Origin of the sequence: Dinoroseobacter sp. S124A (assembly GCF_049801015.1) — a bacterium.
GTDB lineage: Bacteria > Pseudomonadota > Alphaproteobacteria > Rhodobacterales > Rhodobacteraceae > Dinoroseobacter.
In genome coordinates this window covers 265,202-286,134 of sequence record NZ_JBNAGD010000004.1, presented here as the reverse complement: position 1 = coordinate 286,134, position 20,933 = coordinate 265,202, and the positions used below count along the sequence as shown (strand labels likewise).

Below are 20,933 nucleotides of genomic sequence, written 5' to 3'. Positions count from 1 at the left end.
GCATGAAAGCCTTCCGGATCCGCCCCCTTGCCAGGCGCTTTGCCCGCGATGAAGACGGTCTTGTCATCACCGAGTTCCTCTTTGCCATGTGCTGGCTCTGCTGGTGGTACGTGGCGAGCTTCGCGATCTTCGACGGGTTCCGCCAGTACAACGCCTCGATCAAGGCGACCTACACTGTGGGCGATATCCTGTCGCGGCAGATGGTCGAGATCGATGACAGTTTCCTCAACGGCCTGCAGGGGCTCTATGAGTACCTGATCAAGTTCGGCAGCGACGCCGAGCTGCGCTATACCTCGCTGAAATGGGTCGCCGCGCAGTCCCGCTATGAAGTCGACTGGTCCTATGCGACCGGCGAGCGGGACAGGCTGACAACCGCGGATCTGGCGGGCATGAGCGATCGTCTGCCCGTTCTTGTGGATGGGGAGCATGTCTTGCTGGTGGAAAGCTGGTCGACCTACAACACGCTGTTTTCCGTCGGCGTGTCCCAGGGGCTCGAGTTTCACAATTACATGGTGACCTCGCCGCGCTTCGCGCCGCGGGTCGTCTACCCGCCCCAGAGCTAGTCTTTGCCCTGGCTCGACAGGGTCAGGGCAATGGTCTCGGCGATCATGTCGCCCTGGGCTTTGTGGGTGACACCGCCGACCCCGACAAACCGCCCCAGCCGCCAGTAGAGCCCCGGCATCCAGGCCCGGTCCCGCGGCTCGGCCAGACGCAGCAGGAACCCGTTTGATGGCTTAAATGCAAAGGCCCCCCGGTTCACCGAGACAATTTCGGAGAGCAGGCAGATCACCTCGCCATCGGCGCGGTAGAGCCCATCCGACCGCAACTCCAGCCCCTGAGGGCGCGCCTGAGCCATGGAGATCCCGAGCCAGCCCGCCCCGGCGGTCATGACACCCAGGAACGCCATCCACCCGAAGGACGCGGGCGGATGCAAAAGCAGCACGTAGCCCAGCAGGAACGCCAGCAGAAACAGCATCGCCGCCGACACACCGCGCTTGAAGGGCGCGGGCGTCAGGTGCAGCACGGGCCGCTCCGGCAGCTCGAACTCCTCAGGATCGCTCATAGAGGCACCGCGAGGGGCTCGACCCGCTCCGTCGCCCCGTCACTGACCATCTGACGGACCATGGTGAGATAGATCCGCTCGATCTCGGCACGGTCCAGCCGCCCGTCATCCCGGTACCACGTGGTCAACCCGGTCAGCATGGCGATGAGCGCCATGGTCGCGAGTTTCGTGTCCGGCACCGTGAAGCGTCCGGCGGCCTTGCCGCGTTTCAGGATGGTCTCCAGCAGCGTCTCGTATTGCAGGCGCAAGTCCGCGATATGGGCGAAGTTCTCGGGCGTCAGGTTGCGCAATTCCATATACGAGATGAACACCGCCTCGGCCCGGTCCAGGTGAAATGTGATGTGAAAGCGCGCAAAGGTCTCCAGCGCGTCCTGCGGCGGCCCGCTCAGGTCGAGCGCGGCCACGGCCTCCATCAACTCCTCCATATGCACCCGCATCAGATCGAACAGCAGTGTCTGCTTGTCCGGCGTATAGAGATAGAGCGCCCCGGCCTGCACCCCGACCTCGCGGGCAATCTGGCGCATGGAGACCGCCGCGAACCCATCGCGCGCGATCAGCTGCTGCGCCGCCGCCCGGACCTTGGGTCCGGTGATGTCAGAATGGGATCCGGTTTTCCGCGCCATGGGCCGAGCCTAGGTGAACGATCGTTCAATTGACAGCGGCTTTTTTCACTTTAGCGCCCCGCTGCGCCGACATAAGCTGCCACCATGCGTCGACCCCTCCTTTCCATCGCGGCCATGACCCTGCTGCTTGCGGGTTGCACGGACCTGACATTTCTCGACGCGGCGGTGACCGAGGCCGGACGCACGGAGCCTGCGCCGGAATTGCTGCCGCGCGCACAGCTTGACCTGCCGACCGCGGAGGATGCCGAACCCAGCGAGGAGACCGAGCGTCTTCTGAACCGGGGCGCGGCCCTGCAGCGTCGCGCCGCGGCGGCGCAATAGAGCTACCGCGTTGCATGCGGCGATCTGATTGATTACGAGAACGCAAGTTCTGTTTGCTCATCGCTCACCCTCGGAGGCAGCCCCATGACGTCCCCCCTTCGCCTAGGCATCGCCGGGCTCGGCACGGTTGGTGCCGGTGTCGTCAAAATCGTAGCCGGCAAGGCCGAGTTGCTGAGCGCCCGCGCAGGCCGCCCGGTCGTGGTCACCGCCGTCTCCGCACGCAGCCGCGACAAGGATCGCGGCGTCGATCTGAGCGGTTATGCCTGGGAAGACGATCCGGTGGCGCTGGCCACCCGCGATGACGTGGATGTCTTTGTCGAGCTGATGGGCGGCGAGGCCGGAGCGGCCAAGGCCGCAACCGAAGCCGCTTTGCAAGCGGGCAAGGATGTGGTCACCGCGAACAAGGCGATGCTCGCGATCCATGGGCAGGCGCTGGCCGAGATGGCCGAAGCCGCAGGCCATGTGATCCGCTTCGAGGCCGCCGTGGCCGGGGGGATTCCGGTGGTCAAAGGCCTGACCGAGGGGCTCGCCGGCAACGAGATCCTGCGCGTCATGGGCGTGATGAATGGCACCTGCAACTACATCCTCACGCGGATGGAGGCCGAGGGCCTGGGCTACAACATCCTCTTCGAAGAAGCGGGCAAGCTTGGCTATCTGGAAGCCGATCCGTCGCTCGATGTGGGCGGGATCGATGCGGGCCACAAGCTGGCCCTGCTGGCATCCATCGCCTTTGGCACCAAGGTGGATTTCGAGGGCGTCGAGCTGGAGGGGATCGACCGCGTGACCCTCGACGATATCCGCCATGCGGCCGATATGGGGTTCCGGATCAAGCTGCTGGGTGTCGCCCAGCGCAGCGGTCGCGGGCTCGAGCAACGCATGCGCCCCTGCCTCGTTCCGGCGACATCGCCCCTTGGTCAGCTTGAGGGCGGCACGAATATGGTGGTCATCGAGGGCGACGAGGTCGGCCAGATCGTGCTGCGCGGCGCAGGGGCTGGCGAAGGCCCGACCGCCTCGGCGGTTCTGTCGGACGTCATGGATATCGCGCGCGGCGACCGGATTTCGACCTTCGGGCAACCGGCCACCGCGCTGGTCACCCCGATCCGCGCGCAATCCGCCGTGGCGGCGCCCTATTACCTGCGGCTCGAGCTGGAGGACAAACCCGGGGCCCTCGCCAAGGTCGCCAGCGTGCTCGGCGATGCCGGCGTCTCCATCGACCGGATGCGTCAATACGGCCACGAGGATGCCTCGGCCCCGGTGCTGATCGTGACGCACAAGGCCGCGCGTAACGCCATCGACGCCGCCCTCGAAGCCCTGCCCAAGACCGGCGTGGTCCTCGGAGACCCGGTCGCCCTGCGCATCGAGGCCGACTGACCGGCCCATTTGCCGCTGTGACGAAAGCGCCATTCCGCCCAGCTCTCTCAGGCGCAGGGTTTTCTTTGCAGTGCAGCATCGGTATCCATACGCCAGCGACTTTTTCTGCTGACAAGGACACTCCATGACCGCCCCTGCCGATTTTAACGACCGTTTGCTTTCCCTGGGCCTGGCCCGTGTCGCCGAGCAGGCTGCTCTCGCCTCCGCCAGCCTGATCGGGCGCGGTGACGAGAAGGCGGCGGATCAGGCCGCCGTGAACGCCATGCGCGACCAGCTGAACATGCTCGACATCAACGGCGTGGTGGTGATCGGCGAAGGCGAGCGGGACGAAGCCCCGATGCTCTATATCGGCGAAGAGGTGGGCACCGGGACCGGCCCCGCGGTGGATATCGCGCTGGACCCGCTGGAGGGGACGACCCTGACCGCCAAGGACATGCCGAATGCCCTGACGGTGATTGCCATGGGTCCGCGGGGCTCGATGCTGCATGCGCCGGACGTCTACATGGACAAGCTGGCGATCGGGCCGGGCTATCCGACAGACACCGTGACCCTCGACATGAGCCCGTCCGAGCGGGTCCATGCCCTCGCCAAGGCCAAAGGCGGGTCCGCCGAGGACGTGACCGTCTGCGTTCTGGAACGTCCGCGCCACGAAGAGACCATTGCAGAGATCCGCAAGACCGGCGCCGCGATCCGCCTGATCACCGATGGGGATGTGGCCGGGGTTATCCACTGCGCCGAGGCCGCGATCACCGGGATCGACATGTATATGGGCTCCGGCGGCGCACCTGAGGGCGTTCTGGCCGCGGCAGCCCTGAAATGCATGGGCGGGCAGATGTATGGCAAACTGCTCTTCCGGAATGACGACGAGATCGGCCGCGCCCGCAAGGCCGGGATCGAGGATCTCGACCGGATCTATACCCGTGACGAGCTGGTGACCGCCGATGTGATCTTTGCCGCCACGGGCGTGACCGATGGATCGGTCGTGTCGGGCATCAAGCGGGAGGTCGGCTACCTGACCACCGAGACGATCCTGATGCGGTCCAAGACCGGCTCCGTGCGGCGCATGATCTATCGGAACCCCACATCCGCCGCCTGACATGACCACGCCCCCTGCGTTTCTGGGGGTCCAGACGTCGATCACGGGTCGGCGGTGGACAGGTCTGTCCGCGGATCAGGATCGCGCCTCCGAACATCTGGTGCAGATGACCGGGCTGCCGGACGCGCTCTGTCGCGTTCTGGCCCGGCGCGGCGTCTCCCCGGAGGAGGTCGAGGCCTTTCTCGCGCCCACCCTTCGGGATCTCCTGCCTGATCCGCGCGCCCTCCGGGATATGGAGGCCGCCGCAGCCCGGCTGAACGCCGCCGTCACGCAGAACGAGCGCATCGCGATCTTTGCGGATTACGATGTGGACGGGGGGTCGTCCGCAGCATTGCTGCTGTCATGGCTGCGTGCCCTCGGGCGACATGCGACGCTCTATATTCCCGACCGGATCGACGAGGGCTATGGCCCGAACACGCCCGCCATGACCAAACTCGCGGCGGCGCATGACCTCATCCTCTGCGTCGATTGCGGGACATTGTCCTTCGAGCCCATTGCCGCGGTCGAGGGGGCCGATGTCATCGTGCTCGACCACCATCTGGGCGCCGAAGAGCTGCCAGCCGCCCTCGCGGTGGTGAACCCGAACCGGCAGGACGAGGATGGCGCGCTTGCCCATCTTTGTGCGGCGGCAGTGGTGTTTCTCGCCCTGGTCGAGGCCAACCGGCAATTGCGTGCCGCCGGACAGCAGACGCCCGACCTGATGGGCCTGCTGGATCTGGTGGCGCTGGCTACGGTGGCCGATGTCGCGCCGCTGACCGGGGTGAACCGCGCCTTCGTGCGGCAGGGGCTGTCGGTGATGGGGCGGCGCGCGCGTCCGGGCCTGACGGCGCTGGCGGATGTGGCGCGGCTCGACACGGCGCCTTCGGCCTACCATCTGGGCTTCGTGCTGGGTCCGCGCGTGAATGCCGGGGGCCGGATTGGCGCGGCGGATCTCGGTGCGCGGCTCTTGTCCACGGATGATCCGCACGAGGCAGCCGCCCTGGCCGAACGCCTCGATGCGCTCAACACCGAGCGGCGCGAGATCGAGGCCAGCGTCCGCGCCCAGGCGCTCGACCAGGCTGAGGCGCGCGGTCTCGACAAGCCGCTGGCCTGGGCTGCTGGCGACGGGTGGCATCCCGGCGTGGTGGGCATTGTTGCCTCGCGCCTGAAGGAAACCGCCCAGCGCCCGGCCATCGTCATCGGATTCGATGGCGATGACGGCAAGGGGTCGGGCCGGTCGGTCCCGGGAATCGATCTTGGCGCCGCGATCCAGCGTCTGTCCCAGGAAGGGCTGATCGCGAAAGGGGGCGGACACAAGATGGCGGCGGGCCTGTCCCTGAGCCGTGCGCAGCTCGACCCGGCCATGGCGCGCCTGACGGAGCTGCTCGCGCAGCAGGGCGCAGATGAGCTGGGGCCGAGCTCGCTGAAGCTCGACGGTCTGCTCGCCCCGGCGGCGATCACGCCCGAGCTCATCACCCAGATCGAGGCCGCCGGTCCCTTCGGCGCTGCCGCCCCTGCCCCGCGCTTTGCCTTCCCGAATGTCCGGATCAGCTTTGCCAAACGGGTGGGGGAAAGCCATCTGCGCGTGACCTTTGCAGGCCCCTGCGGCACGCGGATGAACGCCATCGCCTTTGGCGCATTTGACGGTCCGCTCGGCCCGGTTCTGTCCGCTACGAACGCGCCGCCGATGCATCTCGCAGGCCGGGTGGAGATCAACACATGGGGTGGTCGCCAGACGCCGCAACTGCGGATCGAGGACGCGGCCGAGGCCACCTGAAGCGCGGCAAAATTTGCCACGCAAATTCGTGCATTTTCCGCTTGCGCGCGTGGCAGGCTTTGCCTAGTAACCTCTCCACGATCTGAGTGGCCCGTTCGTCTATCGGTTAGGACGCCAGGTTTTCAACCTGGAAAGAGGGGTTCGATTCCCCTACGGGCTGCCATTTTCCGATCGTATCGCGTTGATCCTGAACGCGCTTTCCCACACAGACAAGACGATGACAGAGCGCGCGAAGCGCAGCGCCGTTCGCCGCCATGAGGCAGGTGACTCGCGCGCCCGCTCCGGCCCTGCCCCGTCCTGCGCACCCCTTCACTGCGCGCGGTTTCAGGACAACAGGCCGCGAATCTCCGTCAGGAGCGGCGTGTTCACCGCCCGCACGCCGGGATCGCGCCGCGCGGCATGGCGCTTGGCCCCGGGCAGGCGCGCGCCTTCGATGCCGTCATAGACCGCGACAAAGCGCTCGGTCTGCGCGGCCCAATCCGCGTCGGAAAACACCGCCGGCGACATGGCGAGGATGAACTGCCCGCCCTGCGCCGGGCCGCCATCGCCATTGTCGCGCGCCTGCGCTTCAAAGGAGAAAGCCTCCCCCACCATGGGACCGGCCAGAAGCTCGATCATCAGCGCGAGCGCCGAGCCCTTGTGCCCGCCAAAGGGCAAGAGCACCCCCTTCGCGATCTCCGCCGCATCGGTTGTCAGCTCCCCACTGGGGGAGAGGCCTGTACCGAGGGGCACCGCCTGCCCTTCACGGGCGGCGATCTGCACCTCGCCCATGGCCATGGCCGCCGTGGCCATGTCGATCACGATGGGATCGCGCCCCGGGCGCGGCCAGGCAAAGCCGAACGGGTTGGTCCCAAAGATCGGCACCTGCCCGCCATGGGGCGCCACCCAGGGCAGGTAGGACACGCAGGTGATGCCCACGAGCCCGGCCTGGGCGAGGGTTTCGATCTCGGGCCAGAGGGCTGCGAAATGATGGCAGCGCTGGATCGAAACACCGGCAAGACCAAAGGTCTGCGCGGCCTCGATCAGCGGCGGCAGGCAGGTCTTGTGCGCCATGGGGGCAAAGGCGTTGCCCGCATCGCAGCGCATGACCGCCGGGGTCGCCGCGTTCAGCACGGGGCGGGCATCGCCCTTCACCTTGCCACTTTGCAGTGCCTTGACGTAACCGGGCACCCGGAACAGCCCGTGGGACAGTGCCCGGTCGCGCTCGGCCCGGGTGACGGTCTCGGCCACCGCCCCGGCATTGGCCTCGTCAGCGCCATGGGCCTGCAAGACGGCGAGGACGAGCGCGTGGATCTCGTCGAGGGACAGGTCGGTGGTGGGCTCTATGGGACTGCTCCTACATTTTCCTGAATGGCCGCCTTGTAGAGCGCCCGGATCCGCGCGGTCATCGGGCGTTCCCCGCTGCCGATGGGCTTGCCGTCGATCTCACTCACCGGGGTCTGCGCACCGAAGGTGCCGGTCAGGAAGGCCTCCTCGGCGCCGTAAGCCTCGTAGAGCGAATAGTTCTTCTCGAAGACCGGGATGCCATCGGCCCGGCAGAGGTCGATGACCTTCTGACGGGTCACGCCGTTCATACAGTAATCCCCGGTCGAGGTCCAAACCTCGCCCCGGCGCACGATGAAGAAGTTGCAGGCATTGGTGGTGTTCACGAAGCCATGGGGGTCCAGCATCAGCCCCTCATCCGCCCCGGCCTGCTCGGCCTGCAGGCAGGCGATCACGCAGTTCAGCTTGGAATGGCTGTTATACTTGGCGTCCTGGGTCATGGGCAGCCCGCGCGCCTGGGGCACGGTGGCCAGACGGATCCCCCGGCTTTGCAGGGCCTCGACCGGGCGCGAATGCTCCATGATGATCACGAGGGTCGGGCCCGAGCGGCTGAGCGAGGGGTGCTGGAACGGTTTGTCCTTGATCCCCCGGGTCAGCATCATCCGGCAATGGGCATTATCGGTCATCCCGTTCGCCTCGGCGGTCATGGTCAGCGCCTCGAGGATCCCGTCCGCGTCCATCCCCACATCCAGCGAGACCGCTTTGCAGGAGTTGAAGAACCGGTCCATATGCTCGTCGAAGAACGCCCATTTCCCATTATAGAGGCGCATCCCCTCCCACATCCCGTCGCCCAGCATGAAGCCCGCATCATAGACCGAGACCTTGGCCTCATCCCGATGCAGGAGCGCGCCGTTCACATAGATCTTGATGTCGCGATTGCGGATATCGTCTTCGGCGCTGTGGGTGGTGTGCGTGTCCTGGCTCATCGGCGCGGATCTTTCTCAGTCATAGGGTTTCGCATGGGGTACGGAATCGGTGTCATCGATCGGCGCGTTTCGCGCGGTGTTCGAGATAGGCACCGTAGCGCGACAGGCCAAAGGCAAAGGCGAAGTAGATCGCGCCGACAAAGACGTAGACCTCGATGAACTGGCCGCTCCAGTCGCCGCGCCCGATGGCCGCGTTGGCCGAGGCCATGATCTCGAAAAAGCCGATGATCGTCACGATGGAGGTTTCCTTGAAGGTGATCACCACCTGGTTGATCGTCGCCGGCAACGCATTGCGGAAGGCCTGCGGCAGCAGGATCAGGAAGACCACACCGAAATAGTGCAGGCCGAGGGCGGCACCCGCCTCCTCCTGGCCTTCGGGGATGGCCTGCAGGCCGGCGCGGATGATCTCGGCCTGATAGGCGGAAAAGAAGATGGTGAAGGCGATGATCACCCGCACGAGCTTGTCGCCCTGGGCCCAGTCCGGCACCACGAAGGGCACCACCACCGCCGCCGCAAAGAGCAGGGTCAGCAGGGGCAGCGACCGAATGGTGTCGATGAACAGCCCGACCACCTTGCGGATCACCGGCAGTTTCGACCGCCGCAGAAGCGCAAGGCAGATCGCCAGGGGCATCCCGAAGACAAGCGCCGAGGCAAAGAGCAGCACCGTCAGGGACAGCCCGCCCCATTTTTCGGTCGTGACCACCTCGAGCCCGAGGAACCCGCCATACATCAGCGCAAGGAAGGTGCCGAACCCCAACACCCAGAGGACCGCCAGACGGCTCATCCGCCAGAACCAGGGGATGCAGGAACAGACCGCCACGATGATGATGGCAAGACAGGCCAGCGCCGAGCGCCAGTGTGCTTCATAGGGGTAGAGCCCGAACAGGATAAGCCGACCGCGCGCGTTGATCACCGCCCAGCAGGCCCCGCTCACCTCGCGGCAGGCGGCGCCGGATTCGGCCTCGAGCACCGTGTCGACCAGCGCCCATTCCAGCACCTGCCACAGCCCCCAGGCCACGCCGATGCCGAAGAGCAGCGTCACGATCCCGTCGAACCAAGTCGCGAACAGGCGTTTGCGGATCCAGCTCAGCAGGCCAAGCCGCACGGGCGGGGCCATGGGGGTGTCGGTCATCATCGCCATCACTCAGCCTCCCGTCCCTTGATCGCCAAACGCTTGTTGATGATGTTCATCACCGTCCCGATGGACAGGTTGATCAGCAGAAAGCCCGCCATCAGAAGGCCCAGAAGCTCCATGGTCTGGCCGCTCTGGTTGATCGAGGTCGACACGATCATGAAGTAATCCGGGAAGCCGATGGCGATCCCGATCGTCGTCGCCTTCATCAGCCAGATATACTGGTTCGACAGCGCCGGCAGCACCGCGCGGATCGCCAGCGGGATCCGTATCAGCCGGTTGACCTGCCACGGGGAAAGGCCCAGCGCCATGGCGGCCTCGGTCTTGCCCACATCCACGGACAGGAAGCCGCCGCGAAAGATCTCGCCCACATAAGCGGCCCCGAAAACCGTGATCGCGATCAGCAGGGCTGAAAATTCGGGTTTGATGGCAAAGCCGCCGACAAAGCGCAGGCCCTTGAGTTCCGGGATCGAGACGAGGGCCGCGTCAGGCGTCCGCCCGGTCAGGAGCAGCACGAGAAAGAGGAGCGCGCCGATCCCCACAAGGCTCGGCCAGAACAGGGTCGGACGCAGCCGTCCCTGCTGGACCAGCCACCGCAGCCCGACCCACAGAAGCCCCAGCCCCGCCACCAGCAGCACCAGATCCCAGAGCCCGAAATCCAGACCCGGCAGCATGATGCCGCGGTTCGAGATATACCCAAACCCGCCCAGCGAGATCGCCTCGCGCGGGCGCGGCAGATGGGTCATGACCGCGTACCAGAAAAACGCCTGCAGGATCAGCGGGACGTTCCGGAACACCTCGACATAGACCGTGCCGATCAGGTTCAGCACCGCGTTGCTCGAGATCCGCGCGAGGGCCAGAACCACCCCGAACAGGGTGGCGAAAAACAGCCCCAGCAGCCCGACCACCAGGGTGTTGAGCAGGCCCGCGCTCAGCATGCGCGCATAGCTCGACCGGTCCGAGACCTCGATCAGGGCGAAATTGATGGGCCAGCCCGTGCTCCGCTCCAGAAAGCCGAAACCCGTGGCGATGCCCTGTGAGAGCAGGTTGTCACGGGCAATCACCGTGAAGCTGACCACCACCCCGATCACGGCCACCAGAAAGGTGCCCTGGATCAGCCAGTGCTTGACATTGATGCGTTTCGGGGCGGTTTGAGCCATGGTGCATGGTGGATGCAGGCGACCCGAGGCCGCCCGCACCCGTCTCCCTTAGTCGAGGACCAGCGGGTAGAGCATGCCGCCATTGGTCCACAGGTGGTTCTTGCCGCGCGGCAGTTTGTAGGGGCTGTTCTCGCCCACCGTGCGGTCATAGATCTCGCCGTAATTCCCGACGGCCTTGATCATGTTATAGGCCCAGTCATCAGACAGGCCGAGGCGCTCGCCCACACCCGGGCTGACACCCAGAAGCCGCTCGATGGAGGCCGAGGGCGGATTGGCGCGGATCTCGTCCACATTGGCCATGGTGATGCCGTTCTGCTCGGCCATGAGCAGGGCCGAGACCATCCAGTTGATGATGTCGATGAAGCCGTCATCGCCTTCGCGGGCGGCAATGCCCTCGGGCTCAAGTGCGAGCACCTCATCGAGAATGGTGAAATCCTCGGCATTGGGTGCGTTGAACCGCGTCGCCGCAAGGAACGGCCCGAAGCCCGCCAGCGCGTCACAACGCCCAGCATAGAGAGCCGCGCGGAGCTCTTCGCCCTTCTCGAAGTTCAGCGCCTCGTAGGAGATCCCGCGTGCGCCCATGTAATCGGCCACGATCCGCTCGATCGAGGTGCCCGCATTGATGCAGAACACACCGCCTTCGAGATCCGCCGTGCTCTCGGCGCCCAGATCCGACCGCACCAGCACATTGGTCGGCCCGATGAAATAGGTCCGCCCGTATTGCAGGCCAAGCTCGGTATCGCGGCTCTGGGTCCAGCCGGTCACCTTGATGATGACGTCGATATCGCCTGATTGCAGCGCCGGGAACCGCTGGGCCCAGCTCACCGGGATGATCTGCAGCGCGTCGGGCGAGCCGAGGATGGTGGTGGCCAGCGCCTTGCAGAACTCGATATCGAAGCCGGTCCATTCGCCCTGGTCGTCGACTTCGGCAAAGCCCAGATAGCTGCCGTTATGGCCGGTGCAGAGCAGCGTCCCGCGCTCCTTGATCGCGGTGACGGTCGGGCCGGGATCGGCGGCCTGGGCCGCCGTGGCCATGCCGAACGCCACAGCGGTCGCGGTCAGGCGTGTGAATAGGTTTCCAATCATTTGGTCCTCCTGAAGTTGGACAGGTTAAGCTTCAATCGATGGCTGAAGGTCTGGTACGGGGGCAGCGCCCTCATGGGTCAGGGTCGCGTGATGGGTGAGCTGATCGAGCGGCGGCGCCATCCCGATGCCGGGCCGCATCGGCAGGGCAAAAGCCCCTCCGACCGGTTGGGCGCTCAGGTGATCGAAGAAGACATGGTGGACAAAGTGGTATTCCACATGGGCGATCTGCGGATAGGCCGCCGCCATATGCGCCGCCGCGACAAAGGCATGGGCCGTCGAGGACACCTCGAGCGACAGATCCACAGGCGTCCCCGCCACCAGATCGCACAAGGCCCGGATCCGCGACACGCCCCCCACAGCGATAGGCGCGACCTGCAGGAAGCGCACACACCCCTCGTCCACAAGCTGCGCCTGCAGCTCGGGGCGGTATTCGGCCTCCACCGCCATGACCGGCACGCCCGCCGCGGTCAGGGCGCGCATCCCCGCAAGGTCCGAGGCGGGCACGGGCGATTGAAAGGCCAGGATCCGGTCCTGCGGCAGACATGCGTAGAAGGCGCGGGCCTCCGCCGCAGTATAGCTGTAGACCCCGTCGATGATCAGGCTGCGCCCCGGGGGCAAGGCCGTCAGCGAGGCTTCGACGCGGAGGCGATCCTCGTCCGGGCTCAGGGCCCCGACCTTCATCTTGGCGATGCTGTGGCCCGCCGCGACCATGCCCGCCACCTCGTCCCGCAGATCCGCCGGAGTTTTATCGACCCCGTAGAGCCCGCCGCTGCCATAGACCGGCGCGCGGCCCGTGCCCGCAGGGTTGAGCAGCTGCCACAGGGGACGTCCCGCATGGCGCGCCCGCAGATCCCAGATCGCCAGATCCAGCCCCGACAGGGCCGAGCTCAGGATCCCGTGCCGGGCGGTCAGCGTCGCCTTGTCGAGCATGGCGCGCGCGATCTCTTCCATGGCTGCGAGCGGCGCGCCCAGAAACTGCGGCACGACCTCGGTACGCAAGAATGCCACCAGGGCATCCGGCGCCGCGTCAAAGCACCAGCATTCCCCGATGCCAACTTGCCCCGCCGTGTCGCGCACGACCACGAAGATCGCGAATTTGTCGGACCAGCGGATCGCCGGGTTCCAGACCTTGCCGCCCAGCGCGTTGCAATGGGCATAGAGTTCCACGCGCGCGATCCGGGTCATGGCCTCTCCTCGGGCCAGAGGTCGAGTGCCATCAGCCGCTCTTCGGGCTGGTGCTGCAGCGCCTTGAGAAAGCGGTCGTGGAACTGCATCGTATGAGCATGGGCCAGCTTGTCGGCGAGCAGCACATCCTGTGCCTCGATCGCATCCACGATGTCGAAATGCTGATCCCGCAGCAGCGAGCGATCCCGCTTCGTGTCGAGATAGTCGATGTGAATATGCAGAAGTCGCCGGGTTTCCGAAAGCAGCTCGCCATATTGCCGTTGGACCACCTTGTTCCGGCTGGCCGCGCCCACCGCCGCGTGGAACTCGTAATTGGCATGGATGATCGCAAGCCCGCCCCCGGCAATCGCGTGCTCGTTATAGGCCGTTGCAAGGGCCCTCAGACGGGTAAGATCATCCTCGGTCCGGTGCTGGGCCGCGAGCCGCGTGGCAAAGCGCTGCTGCACGTCGAAGGCCTGGATGAATTGCGGGAAATTGCGCAGGTCGATTGGTGCTACCACGGTGGAGCGGTTCGGCAGGGTCTGCACCAGCCGCTCGACCAGCAAGCGGTTCAGCGCTTCGCGGATCGGCGAGCGGGACACCCCGAACCGCTCGGAGAGGGCCGTCTCGTCCAGCGGGCTCCCGGGCTCCAGCTGGAGCGTCAGGATCTCCGTGCGCAGACGGTCGCAGATCTCCGTCCCGGCGGATCCTCGTCGATACTTCGTGCGCTCCATTCACGGTCCTCATGCGAGTTGCCCGAGCGTTGCATACAGCCTGTCGACAAATCAAGGGGAACGACGGCGCCTCCCGAACTTCGCGCAACCTGCTGTTCGAATGCGCATTTCTGAATCGCGCATCGGGCGCCGCACCGGGCTTGGCGCACGTTCTGTGGGCAAACCGTATCCTAAGCGCCGGTTTCCTTCACCGATTCCATCGCCACATAGGTCGAGGAGTTCGACACGTAAGGCAGGGTCGAGATCCGCTCCCCCAGCACTCGGCGATACTCCAGAATATCCTTCGAGCGGACCTTCAGCAGATAATCGAACGGCCCGGCGATCATATGGCATTGCTCGACCTCCGGCAGCGCCCGGACCGCCTCGTTGAAGGCGCGCAGTGCGGCCTCCTTGGTGTCGCTGAGCTTAACCTCGACAAAGGCGACATGGCTGCGGTCCAGCTTTACCGGATTGGTCACCGCCCGAAATCCAAGGATGTAACCATCCCGGATCAGACGGTTCAGGCGCACGGTGCAAGGGGTCTTGGACAGCCCCAGCCGCTGCGCCAGTTGCGTGATGGTCATGCGACCATCCACCGACAGTTCGTCGATGATCCGACGATCGATGCGGTCAAGTTCACTATTTGGGTCGGTTCTGATAGCCACTTCTTCCCAATTGAGGCCCAAAATAAGCCGGACCACCCTGGAATTCCGAAAACTAAGTGAAATCGACTTCGCGGTCAATGATACCCTCTGTGGCAGGCACCAAGGAGCGTGAGAATGAGCCAGCTGTCAGACCTCAGAACCCGGATCCGGCACCTGCACAGGGCCGAGGAAACGACCACCCTTGCGGCACTGGCCGCAGCCCATGGCCCCGATGCCCCGACGCGCGCGGCCGCCTGCGCCGCGGCCGAGGGCTTGATCCGGGACATCCGCGCCAGTGGAACGCCGGGCCTGATGGAGGTGTTCCTCGCCGAATACGGCCTGTCGAGCGATGAGGGCGTCGCCCTGATGTGCCTTGCCGAGGCGCTGTTGCGGGTGCCAGATGCCGCTACGATTGACGAGCTGATCGAGGACAAGATCGCGCCCTCGGCATGGGGCGCGCATCTGGGACAGTCGAGCTCGTCGCTGGTCAATGCCTCGACCTGGGCGCTGATGCTGACAGGCAAGGTCCTGCAGGAGCCCGGCGCCCACGGGCTGGCCGACACCCTGCGCAGCGCGGTCAAGCGCCTCGGCGAGCCGGTCATCCGCACCGCCGTCAAGCGCGCCATGAAGGAAATGGGGCATCAATTCGTGCTGGGCCAGACCACGCAGGAGGCCATCACCCGCGGCAAGGGCATGGAGAAGAAGGGCTTCACCTATTCCTATGACATGCTGGGCGAGGCCGCGCTGACGGCACGGGATGCCAAGGTCTATTACGACGCCTATGCGGATGCGATCACGCAGCTCGGGGCCCATGCCGCCCAGGCGGATACACGGCGCAATCCCGGCATCTCGATCAAGCTTTCGGCGCTGCACCCGCGTTACGAATTGAGCCAGAGCGCGCGGGTCATGGCCGAGCTGGTGCCGCGGGTGACCGAGCTGGCGCTCATGGCCAAGGCGGCGCAGATGGGCCTCAATATCGACGCCGAAGAGTCCGACCGACTCGACATCTCGCTCGACGTGATCGAGGCCGTGCTGCGCGATGACCGCCTTTCGGGCTGGGACGGGTTCGGCGTGGTGGTGCAGGCCTATGGCAAGCGCGCCCCGGCGGTGATCGACTGGCTCGCGGCACTGGCCACCGAACTGGATCGCAAGATCATGGTGCGGCTGGTGAAGGGTGCCTATTGGGACACCGAGATCAAGCAGGCACAAGTGGATGGGGTGGCCGATTTCCCGGTCTATACCCGCAAACCGGCGACGGATGTCTCGTATATCTGCTGCGCGCGCAAGCTGCTGGACCATGCGGACCGGATCTATCCGCAATTCGCCACCCATAACGCCCATACGGTCTGCGCCATTCTGGAGATGGGCGCGCCGCGCGAGGCCTATGAATTCCAGCGGCTGCACGGGATGGGCGAGACCCTGCACAAGATCGTGCTGGATCGCCACGACACGCGCTGCCGGATCTACGCGCCCGTGGGGGCCCATAGCGACCTGCTCGCCTATCTGGTGCGGCGGCTGCTCGAGAACGGGGCGAACTCGTCCTTCGTGAACCAGATCGTGGATGAGGATGTCGATCCCGCCGAGATCGCACAGGACCCTTTCGCATCGCTCGACGCGGACCCGTCGGACCCGGGCCTCGTGACCATGCCTGCGGATCTCTACCAGCCCGAGCGTCCCAATTCCCTCGGTTGGGATCTGCGCAATACCGATGACGTGGCCGCCTTCCATGCCGCGCGCGACCAGTTCAAAACCCATGAGTGGCATGTGGGCCCGATGATCGCCGGAACCGCCCCGACGCTGGAGGCGACACCCGTGGTTAGCCCCAACGATCAGGCGGACCGCCTTGGCACCGTGGCGCTGGCCACGTTGGAGACCGCCGAGCAGGCCCTCGCCGCCGCAAGGCCCTGGCAGGACACGCCCCCGGCAGAGAGGTGCCGGATCCTGAAACGCGCCGCAGACCTTTACGAAGAACACGCGGGCGAGATTTTTGCCGCCCTGTGTCGCGAGGCGGGCAAGACCGGGTTGGATGCCATTGCCGAGATCCGCGAGGCCGTGGATTTCCTGCGCTACTACGGGGCTGAGGCCATCCGCAACGGTGCGCAGGCGCCACGCGGGATCATCACCTGTATCTCGCCCTGGAACTTCCCGCTGGCGATTTTCTCGGGCCAGATCGCGGCCGCACTTGCGGCGGGCAATGGCGTGCTGGCCAAGCCCGCCGATCCGACCCCGATCACCGCCGCCATCGGCGTGCGCCTGATGCGCGCCGCCGGGGTGCCCGACACCGCCTTGCAGCTGGTGCCCGGCGCAGGGCCCGTGGTCGGAGCCAAGCTGACCACGGATCCCCGGGTCCATGGGATCTGCTTCACGGGGTCCACGGGCGTGGCCCAGACCATCAATCGCGCGGCGGCTGCGACCCTCGAACCCGACGCGACCCTCATCGCCGAGACCGGCGGGTTGAACGCGATGATCGTGGATTCCACCGCCCTGCCCGAGCAGGCGATCCGTGATATCGTGGATTCCGCCTTTCGGTCCTGCGGGCAACGCTGCTCGGCCCTGCGGATTCTCTATTTGCAAAAGGACATCGCCGAAGGCTTCCTCGAGATGCTTTACGGGGCCATGGACGAGCTGGAGGTCTCCCACCCCTGGAACCTGTCCTCGGATCTGGGGCCCGTCATCACCAGGGCCGCGCGGCAGGGCATCGCCACCCATGTGGAGACCGCGCGCAAGGCAGGGCGCCTGCTCAAACAGCTCGACGTGCCGCAGGACGGGCTCTTTATCGGGCCCGCAGTGATCCGGGTCGATGGGATTGCCGATCTGGAGCGCGAGGTGTTCGGCCCGGTCCTGCATGTCTGCACCTTCGAGGCGGACGAGATCGACAGCATCCTCAAAGCGATCAATGGCAGCGGCTATGGCCTGACCTTTGGGTTGCACACGCGGATCGATGACCGGGTGGAGCATATCACCAGCCGCCTGAAAGTCGGGAACCTCTACGTGAACCGCAACCAGATCGGCGCGGTGGTCGGCTCGCAACCCTTTGGCGGCGAGGGGCTCTCGGGGACGGGCCCGAAGGCGGGCGGTCCGAAATATGTGCAGCGGTTCAAGCGTCTGGCCCTGCCGGATCACCGCCTCATACCGGGCGATGCGGTGGACCCGCTGGTCGTGCAGGCAGCGCTCGACGCCCGGGCCCGTGTCACCCATGCGCCGCTGGAGACGCGGGACATGCCCGGGCCCACCGGGGAGTCGAACCGCTGGTCGCTGGTTCCACGGGGCACGATCCTCTGCCTTGGTCCCAGCCTCGCGGACATGACCGCACAGATGGAGATCGCCCGGCGCATGGGATGCCCGGTCCTCGGCATCGCACTGGGCGCGGAGGGTCCGGACACCCTGTCCGGGGTCCTGCCACCCGCCGCGCTGGAAACGCTCCGGGGGTTTGCGGCTGTGGCGCTCTGGGCCGATCGGACGCTCCTGACCGAGGCCCGCAAGGCGCTTGCGGCGCGCCAGGGGGCGATCCTGCCCCTGATCGCGACGGATGCGATGGCGGAGCTTTGCACCCATGAGCGGCATCTTTGCATCGACACCACGGCGGCGGGAGGCAATGCCTCCCTTCTGGCCGCGCAATAGGGGCTGCGGGGGCTAGCCGCCCCCGCCTGCCCCGGGCCATGTGTCCGACAGGCGATAGCCACCGGGCCAGGGATCGTCCGGGTCCAGCATGTGCTGATGGGTGCCGGTGATCCAGGCCCGGCCCGAGATTTCGGGGATGATCGCTTGGCTCGCCCCGACCATGGTCTCCTCGACGATCCGGCCCGTGAAGGTCGAACCGATCAGCGAGCGCGCCTCGAACCGGTCGCCCACCGCCATCCGCCCCTGCGCATGGAGCAGGGCCATGCGCGCCGAAACCGCAGTGCCCGTGGGGGAGCGGTCGATCTTGCCCGGCTGGATCGCCACCGCCGAGGGCGCGGTCAACCGCCCGGCGACCTCGCTCAGCGGTCCGGCAAACAGGCAAAAGGAGAAATGCGCCCAATCCGGGTTCTCCGGATGGACAAAACGCAGCTGCTCATTGGCCGCATTGGTGATCTGCACCCCGAACTCCGCCAGCTTGCGCGCCTCGTCCGGCTGAAAGCTGAGACCGAGCGCGGCCCCGTCGACAATCACGAAGCTATCGCCGCCATAGGCGGTGTCCACCGTGAGCGGGCCAAACCCCGGCACGTCCAGTGTCACCCCCTGCTCGGCGGCAAAGGAGGGCAGGTTGCGCACATGGATCCGCTGCGCCTTGCCGTCTGCGCATTCGGCGCGCACGCGCACCAGCCCGCCCGGCGCCTCGAGCACCATATGGGTCTCGGGCTCGGTCATGGGCAGGATTCCACTGTCCAACAGCACCGTCGACACGCAGATCGAGTTCGAACCGGACATGGGGGGCGTGTCCTCCGGCTCCATGATGATCCAGCCCATCTGCGCCTCGGGGTGCTTTGGCGGCACCAGCAGGTTCACATGGCGGAATACCCCGCCGCGCGGCTCGTTCAGCACGAAATTGCGCAGGCTCTGGTCCTGCGCGATCCAGCTGCGTTGCGCCCAGAGCGTGTCGCCCGGCGGCGGCGCGACACCGCCGACGATCACATCGCCGACCTCGCCCTCCGCATGGCAGGACACGACATGGATGGTTTTGCGGCTGCGCATGGGCGTCTCCCTTGACGGACATGCCCGTTATCCGCGCTGCGGAGGCATTTGGCGAGGGGCGCGCGCGCTCCGTGGCGTCGAAAAACCCCGCAAGGGCAGATCTCGCCTTGCTGCGCCCCACATCGCTGGCCCAAGCTGCGCCCCGAGGACTGCCCCCGCGGGGTCGGTCCATCCGAGCCCCGAGGACCGCCATGACCGCCCCCCCTGCCCGCATGATCCTGCCCGCTGATCTGGCCGGAGACATCCTCGTCTTGGCGGAGGGCTTGAGCTTCTGGGGCGGGGTCGATCCCGAAACCGGCGAGGTGATCGACGCCCATCACCCCCTCCACGGACAATCGCTGGCCGACAGGATTGTCCTGATGCCCACGAGCCGGGGGTCCTGTTCGGGCAGCGGTGTCCTGCTGGAGCTTGCCCTGAACGGCCATGCGCCCGCCGCGCTGGTCTTTCGCGAGGCGGAAGAGATCCTGACCCTGGGCGCGCTGATCGCGCACCGGATGTTTCACAAGACGATCGGGATCCTGCGCCTGCCCCCTGCGGCCTATGACCAGCTGGCCGCACAGCCCTCGGCCCGGATCGCGGGCGGGCGGCTCGTCGCGCCGGGGCTTGATCTGCCCCTGCACCGCGCCTCGGCCACCGATCTCGCCCTGTCCGAGGCGGATCGGGCCATGCTGGACGGGGCAAAGGGCGCGCCCGTGGCTCTCGCCATGGATGTGATCGCCACGATTGCCACGGCCCAGGGGGCGACGGGTCTGCGGAATGTGATGCGCGGACATATTGATGGCTGCATCTATGCCCATCCCGCGAACCTGACCTTTGCCCGGGCCATGGCCGAGATGGGCGCGCGGGTGGCGATCCCCACGACGATCAACGCGGTCTCGGTGGATCGCGCGGCATGCCCCGAGCCCTCCCTCCCGCCGGCGTTCGGGGCGGCGGCCAGCGCGCTGGCGGATGCCTATGTCGAGATGGGCGCGCGCCCGACCTTCACCTGCGCGCCCTATCTGCTGGAGGATGTCCCGCGCCGTGGCGAGGATATCGGCTGGTCGGAATCCAACGCAGTGATCTTTGCCAACACGGTGCTTGGTGCGCGCACGGCCAAGCATCCCGACTACCTTGACCTGTTCATCGCGATGACCGGGCGAGCGCCGGAAACCGGCGTCTACCTGACCGAGGGACGGCGGCCCAACGTGATCCTCGAGGTGGATCTGCCCGCGCGCTACGATGATGGGATCTGGCCCCTGATCGGCTGGCTCGCGGGCCGGATGTCGCCCGAGGGGATCCCCCTGCTGACCGGGCTGGCCGAGGCTGCGCCCAGCCGCGACGACCTGCGCGCGATTTGCGCAGCCTTCGGGACGACCTCGGCGGCGCCAATGCTTCATATAGCGGGGGTCACGCCCGAAAGCACCCTGCCCCCGTTGGAGGATGCGCAGCACCTGCGGATCACCGAGGCGGATCTGAGCGACGCCTGGGCGCAACTCAATGGCGGACCCGCCGACGTGAACCTGATCGCGCTTGGCAGCCCGCATTTCTCGCTGGAGGAAACCCGCGCCTTCGCCGCGCTGATGTCCGGCGGGGCGGTGCGGGCCGGGGTCTCGGTGATCATCACTCTGGGTCGCGACGTGTATCAGAGCGCCATGGCCGAGGGGTTGGTCGCCGCGCTGGAGGCCACGGGCGTGCGGTTTCACGCGGATCTCTGCTGGTGCTCGATCGTGGAACCGGTCTTTCCGCCGGACACCACCGTGCTGATGACCAATTCCGGGAAATACGCCCATTACGCGCCGGGGCTGAGCGGGCGTCGCGTGCGCTTCGGCAGCCTCTCTGACTGCGCCCATGCGGCGCAGAATGGGCATGTGCCCTCGGATCATCCCCTCTGGCAGCGCTGAT

At 66.4% G+C, this 20,933-nt stretch carries 18 protein-coding genes and 1 tRNA gene; 8 read left to right on the top strand and 11 right to left on the bottom strand.

Annotated features, from left to right (window positions below):
- Positions 1–2: 2 nt before the first annotated feature.
- Positions 3–563 (top strand): TadE/TadG family type IV pilus assembly protein, encoded by a 561-nt coding sequence (locus ACP15I_RS11750; protein WP_424975227.1) that lies wholly within the window; start codon positions 3–5, stop codon positions 561–563.
- Here ACP15I_RS11750 and ACP15I_RS11745 read toward each other — a convergent pair.
- A complete protein-coding gene (locus ACP15I_RS11745; protein ID WP_424975226.1) occupies positions 560–1,063 on the bottom strand; it encodes a hypothetical protein in 504 nt (167 codons plus the stop codon). The two genes, ACP15I_RS11750 and ACP15I_RS11745, sit on opposite strands and share 4 nt — an antisense overlap.
- A complete protein-coding gene (locus ACP15I_RS11740; RefSeq protein ID WP_424975225.1) occupies positions 1,060–1,686 on the bottom strand; it encodes a TetR/AcrR family transcriptional regulator in 627 nt (208 codons plus the stop codon). The genes ACP15I_RS11745 and ACP15I_RS11740 overlap by 4 nt, the downstream gene beginning before the upstream one ends.
- A gap of 84 nt (positions 1,687–1,770) precedes the next feature.
- On the opposite strand from ACP15I_RS11740, the gene ACP15I_RS11735 reads away from it, so the two are divergent.
- The 5 genes from ACP15I_RS11735 to ACP15I_RS11715 all read left to right on the top strand — a co-directional run bounded on the left by ACP15I_RS11735 (position 1,771) and on the right by ACP15I_RS11715 (position 6,393).
- On the top strand, positions 1,771–2,007 hold the full coding sequence (locus tag ACP15I_RS11735) for a hypothetical protein (RefSeq protein ID WP_424975224.1): 237 nt from the start codon (positions 1,771–1,773) through the stop codon (positions 2,005–2,007).
- Positions 2,008–2,091: 84 nt separating this feature from the next.
- Positions 2,092–3,378, top strand: a complete 1,287-nt coding sequence (locus tag ACP15I_RS11730) for a homoserine dehydrogenase (RefSeq protein WP_424975223.1) — start codon at positions 2,092–2,094, stop codon at positions 3,376–3,378.
- A 124-nt stretch (positions 3,379–3,502) separates the two neighbouring features.
- Positions 3,503–4,474, top strand: coding sequence for a class II fructose-bisphosphatase (gene glpX / locus ACP15I_RS11725; protein ID WP_424965876.1), 972 nt, complete (start codon positions 3,503–3,505; stop codon positions 4,472–4,474).
- A gap of 1 nt (position 4,475) precedes the next feature.
- Positions 4,476–6,230: a single-stranded-DNA-specific exonuclease RecJ gene (gene recJ / locus ACP15I_RS11720; RefSeq protein WP_424975222.1), complete on the top strand. Its 1,755-nt coding sequence runs from the start codon at positions 4,476–4,478 to the stop codon at positions 6,228–6,230.
- An 88-nt stretch (positions 6,231–6,318) separates the two neighbouring features.
- Positions 6,319–6,393, top strand: a tRNA-Glu gene (locus ACP15I_RS11715).
- 161 nt (positions 6,394–6,554) lie between these two features.
- Here the strand turns inward: ACP15I_RS11715 and ACP15I_RS11710 are convergent.
- The 8 genes from ACP15I_RS11710 to ACP15I_RS11675 form a co-directional block, all read right to left on the bottom strand.
- Positions 6,555–7,523, bottom strand: coding sequence for an Ldh family oxidoreductase (locus tag ACP15I_RS11710; RefSeq protein WP_424975426.1), 969 nt, complete (start codon positions 7,521–7,523; stop codon positions 6,555–6,557).
- Between the two features lie 29 nt (positions 7,524–7,552).
- Positions 7,553–8,479: an aminotransferase class IV gene (locus ACP15I_RS11705; RefSeq protein WP_424975221.1), complete on the bottom strand. Its 927-nt coding sequence runs from the start codon at positions 8,477–8,479 to the stop codon at positions 7,553–7,555.
- 52 nt (positions 8,480–8,531) lie between these two features.
- Positions 8,532–9,620 (bottom strand): amino acid ABC transporter permease, encoded by a 1,089-nt coding sequence (locus tag ACP15I_RS11700; protein ID WP_424975220.1) that lies wholly within the window; start codon positions 9,618–9,620, stop codon positions 8,532–8,534.
- Positions 9,620–10,771 carry an amino acid ABC transporter permease gene (locus ACP15I_RS11695; protein ID WP_424975219.1) on the bottom strand — a complete coding sequence of 384 codons (1,152 nt, stop codon included), beginning with the start codon at positions 10,769–10,771 and terminating at the stop codon, positions 9,620–9,622. The genes ACP15I_RS11700 and ACP15I_RS11695 overlap by 1 nt, the downstream gene beginning before the upstream one ends.
- Positions 10,772–10,819: 48 nt before the next feature.
- Complete coding sequence (locus ACP15I_RS11690) at positions 10,820–11,857, bottom strand: transporter substrate-binding domain-containing protein (protein WP_424975218.1); 1,038 nt, start codon at positions 11,855–11,857, stop codon at positions 10,820–10,822.
- A 24-nt stretch (positions 11,858–11,881) separates the two neighbouring features.
- A complete protein-coding gene (locus tag ACP15I_RS11685) occupies positions 11,882–13,042 on the bottom strand; it encodes a mandelate racemase/muconate lactonizing enzyme family protein (protein WP_424975217.1) in 1,161 nt (386 codons plus the stop codon).
- A complete protein-coding gene (locus ACP15I_RS11680; protein ID WP_424975216.1) occupies positions 13,039–13,755 on the bottom strand; it encodes a GntR family transcriptional regulator in 717 nt (238 codons plus the stop codon). Before ACP15I_RS11680 ends, ACP15I_RS11685 begins: the two co-directional genes overlap by 4 nt.
- Before the next feature lie 170 nt (positions 13,756–13,925).
- Positions 13,926–14,393, bottom strand: coding sequence for an Lrp/AsnC ligand binding domain-containing protein (locus ACP15I_RS11675; protein ID WP_424975425.1), 468 nt, complete (start codon positions 14,391–14,393; stop codon positions 13,926–13,928).
- Positions 14,394–14,513: 120 nt separating this feature from the next.
- Here ACP15I_RS11675 and putA point away from each other — a divergent pair, with 120 nt between their 5' ends.
- Complete coding sequence (gene putA, locus ACP15I_RS11670) at positions 14,514–17,999, top strand: bifunctional proline dehydrogenase/L-glutamate gamma-semialdehyde dehydrogenase PutA (protein ID WP_424975215.1); 3,486 nt, start codon at positions 14,514–14,516, stop codon at positions 17,997–17,999.
- Between the two features lie 12 nt (positions 18,000–18,011).
- On the opposite strand, the gene ACP15I_RS11665 is transcribed toward putA, so the two are convergent.
- Complete coding sequence (locus ACP15I_RS11665) at positions 18,012–19,052, bottom strand: trans-3-hydroxy-L-proline dehydratase (protein WP_424975214.1); 1,041 nt, start codon at positions 19,050–19,052, stop codon at positions 18,012–18,014.
- Between the two features lie 191 nt (positions 19,053–19,243).
- On the opposite strand from ACP15I_RS11665, the gene ACP15I_RS11660 reads away from it, so the two are divergent.
- A complete protein-coding gene (locus ACP15I_RS11660) occupies positions 19,244–20,932 on the top strand; it encodes an aconitase X (protein WP_424975213.1) in 1,689 nt (562 codons plus the stop codon).
- The last annotated feature ends 1 nt before the right edge of the window (position 20,933 follow it).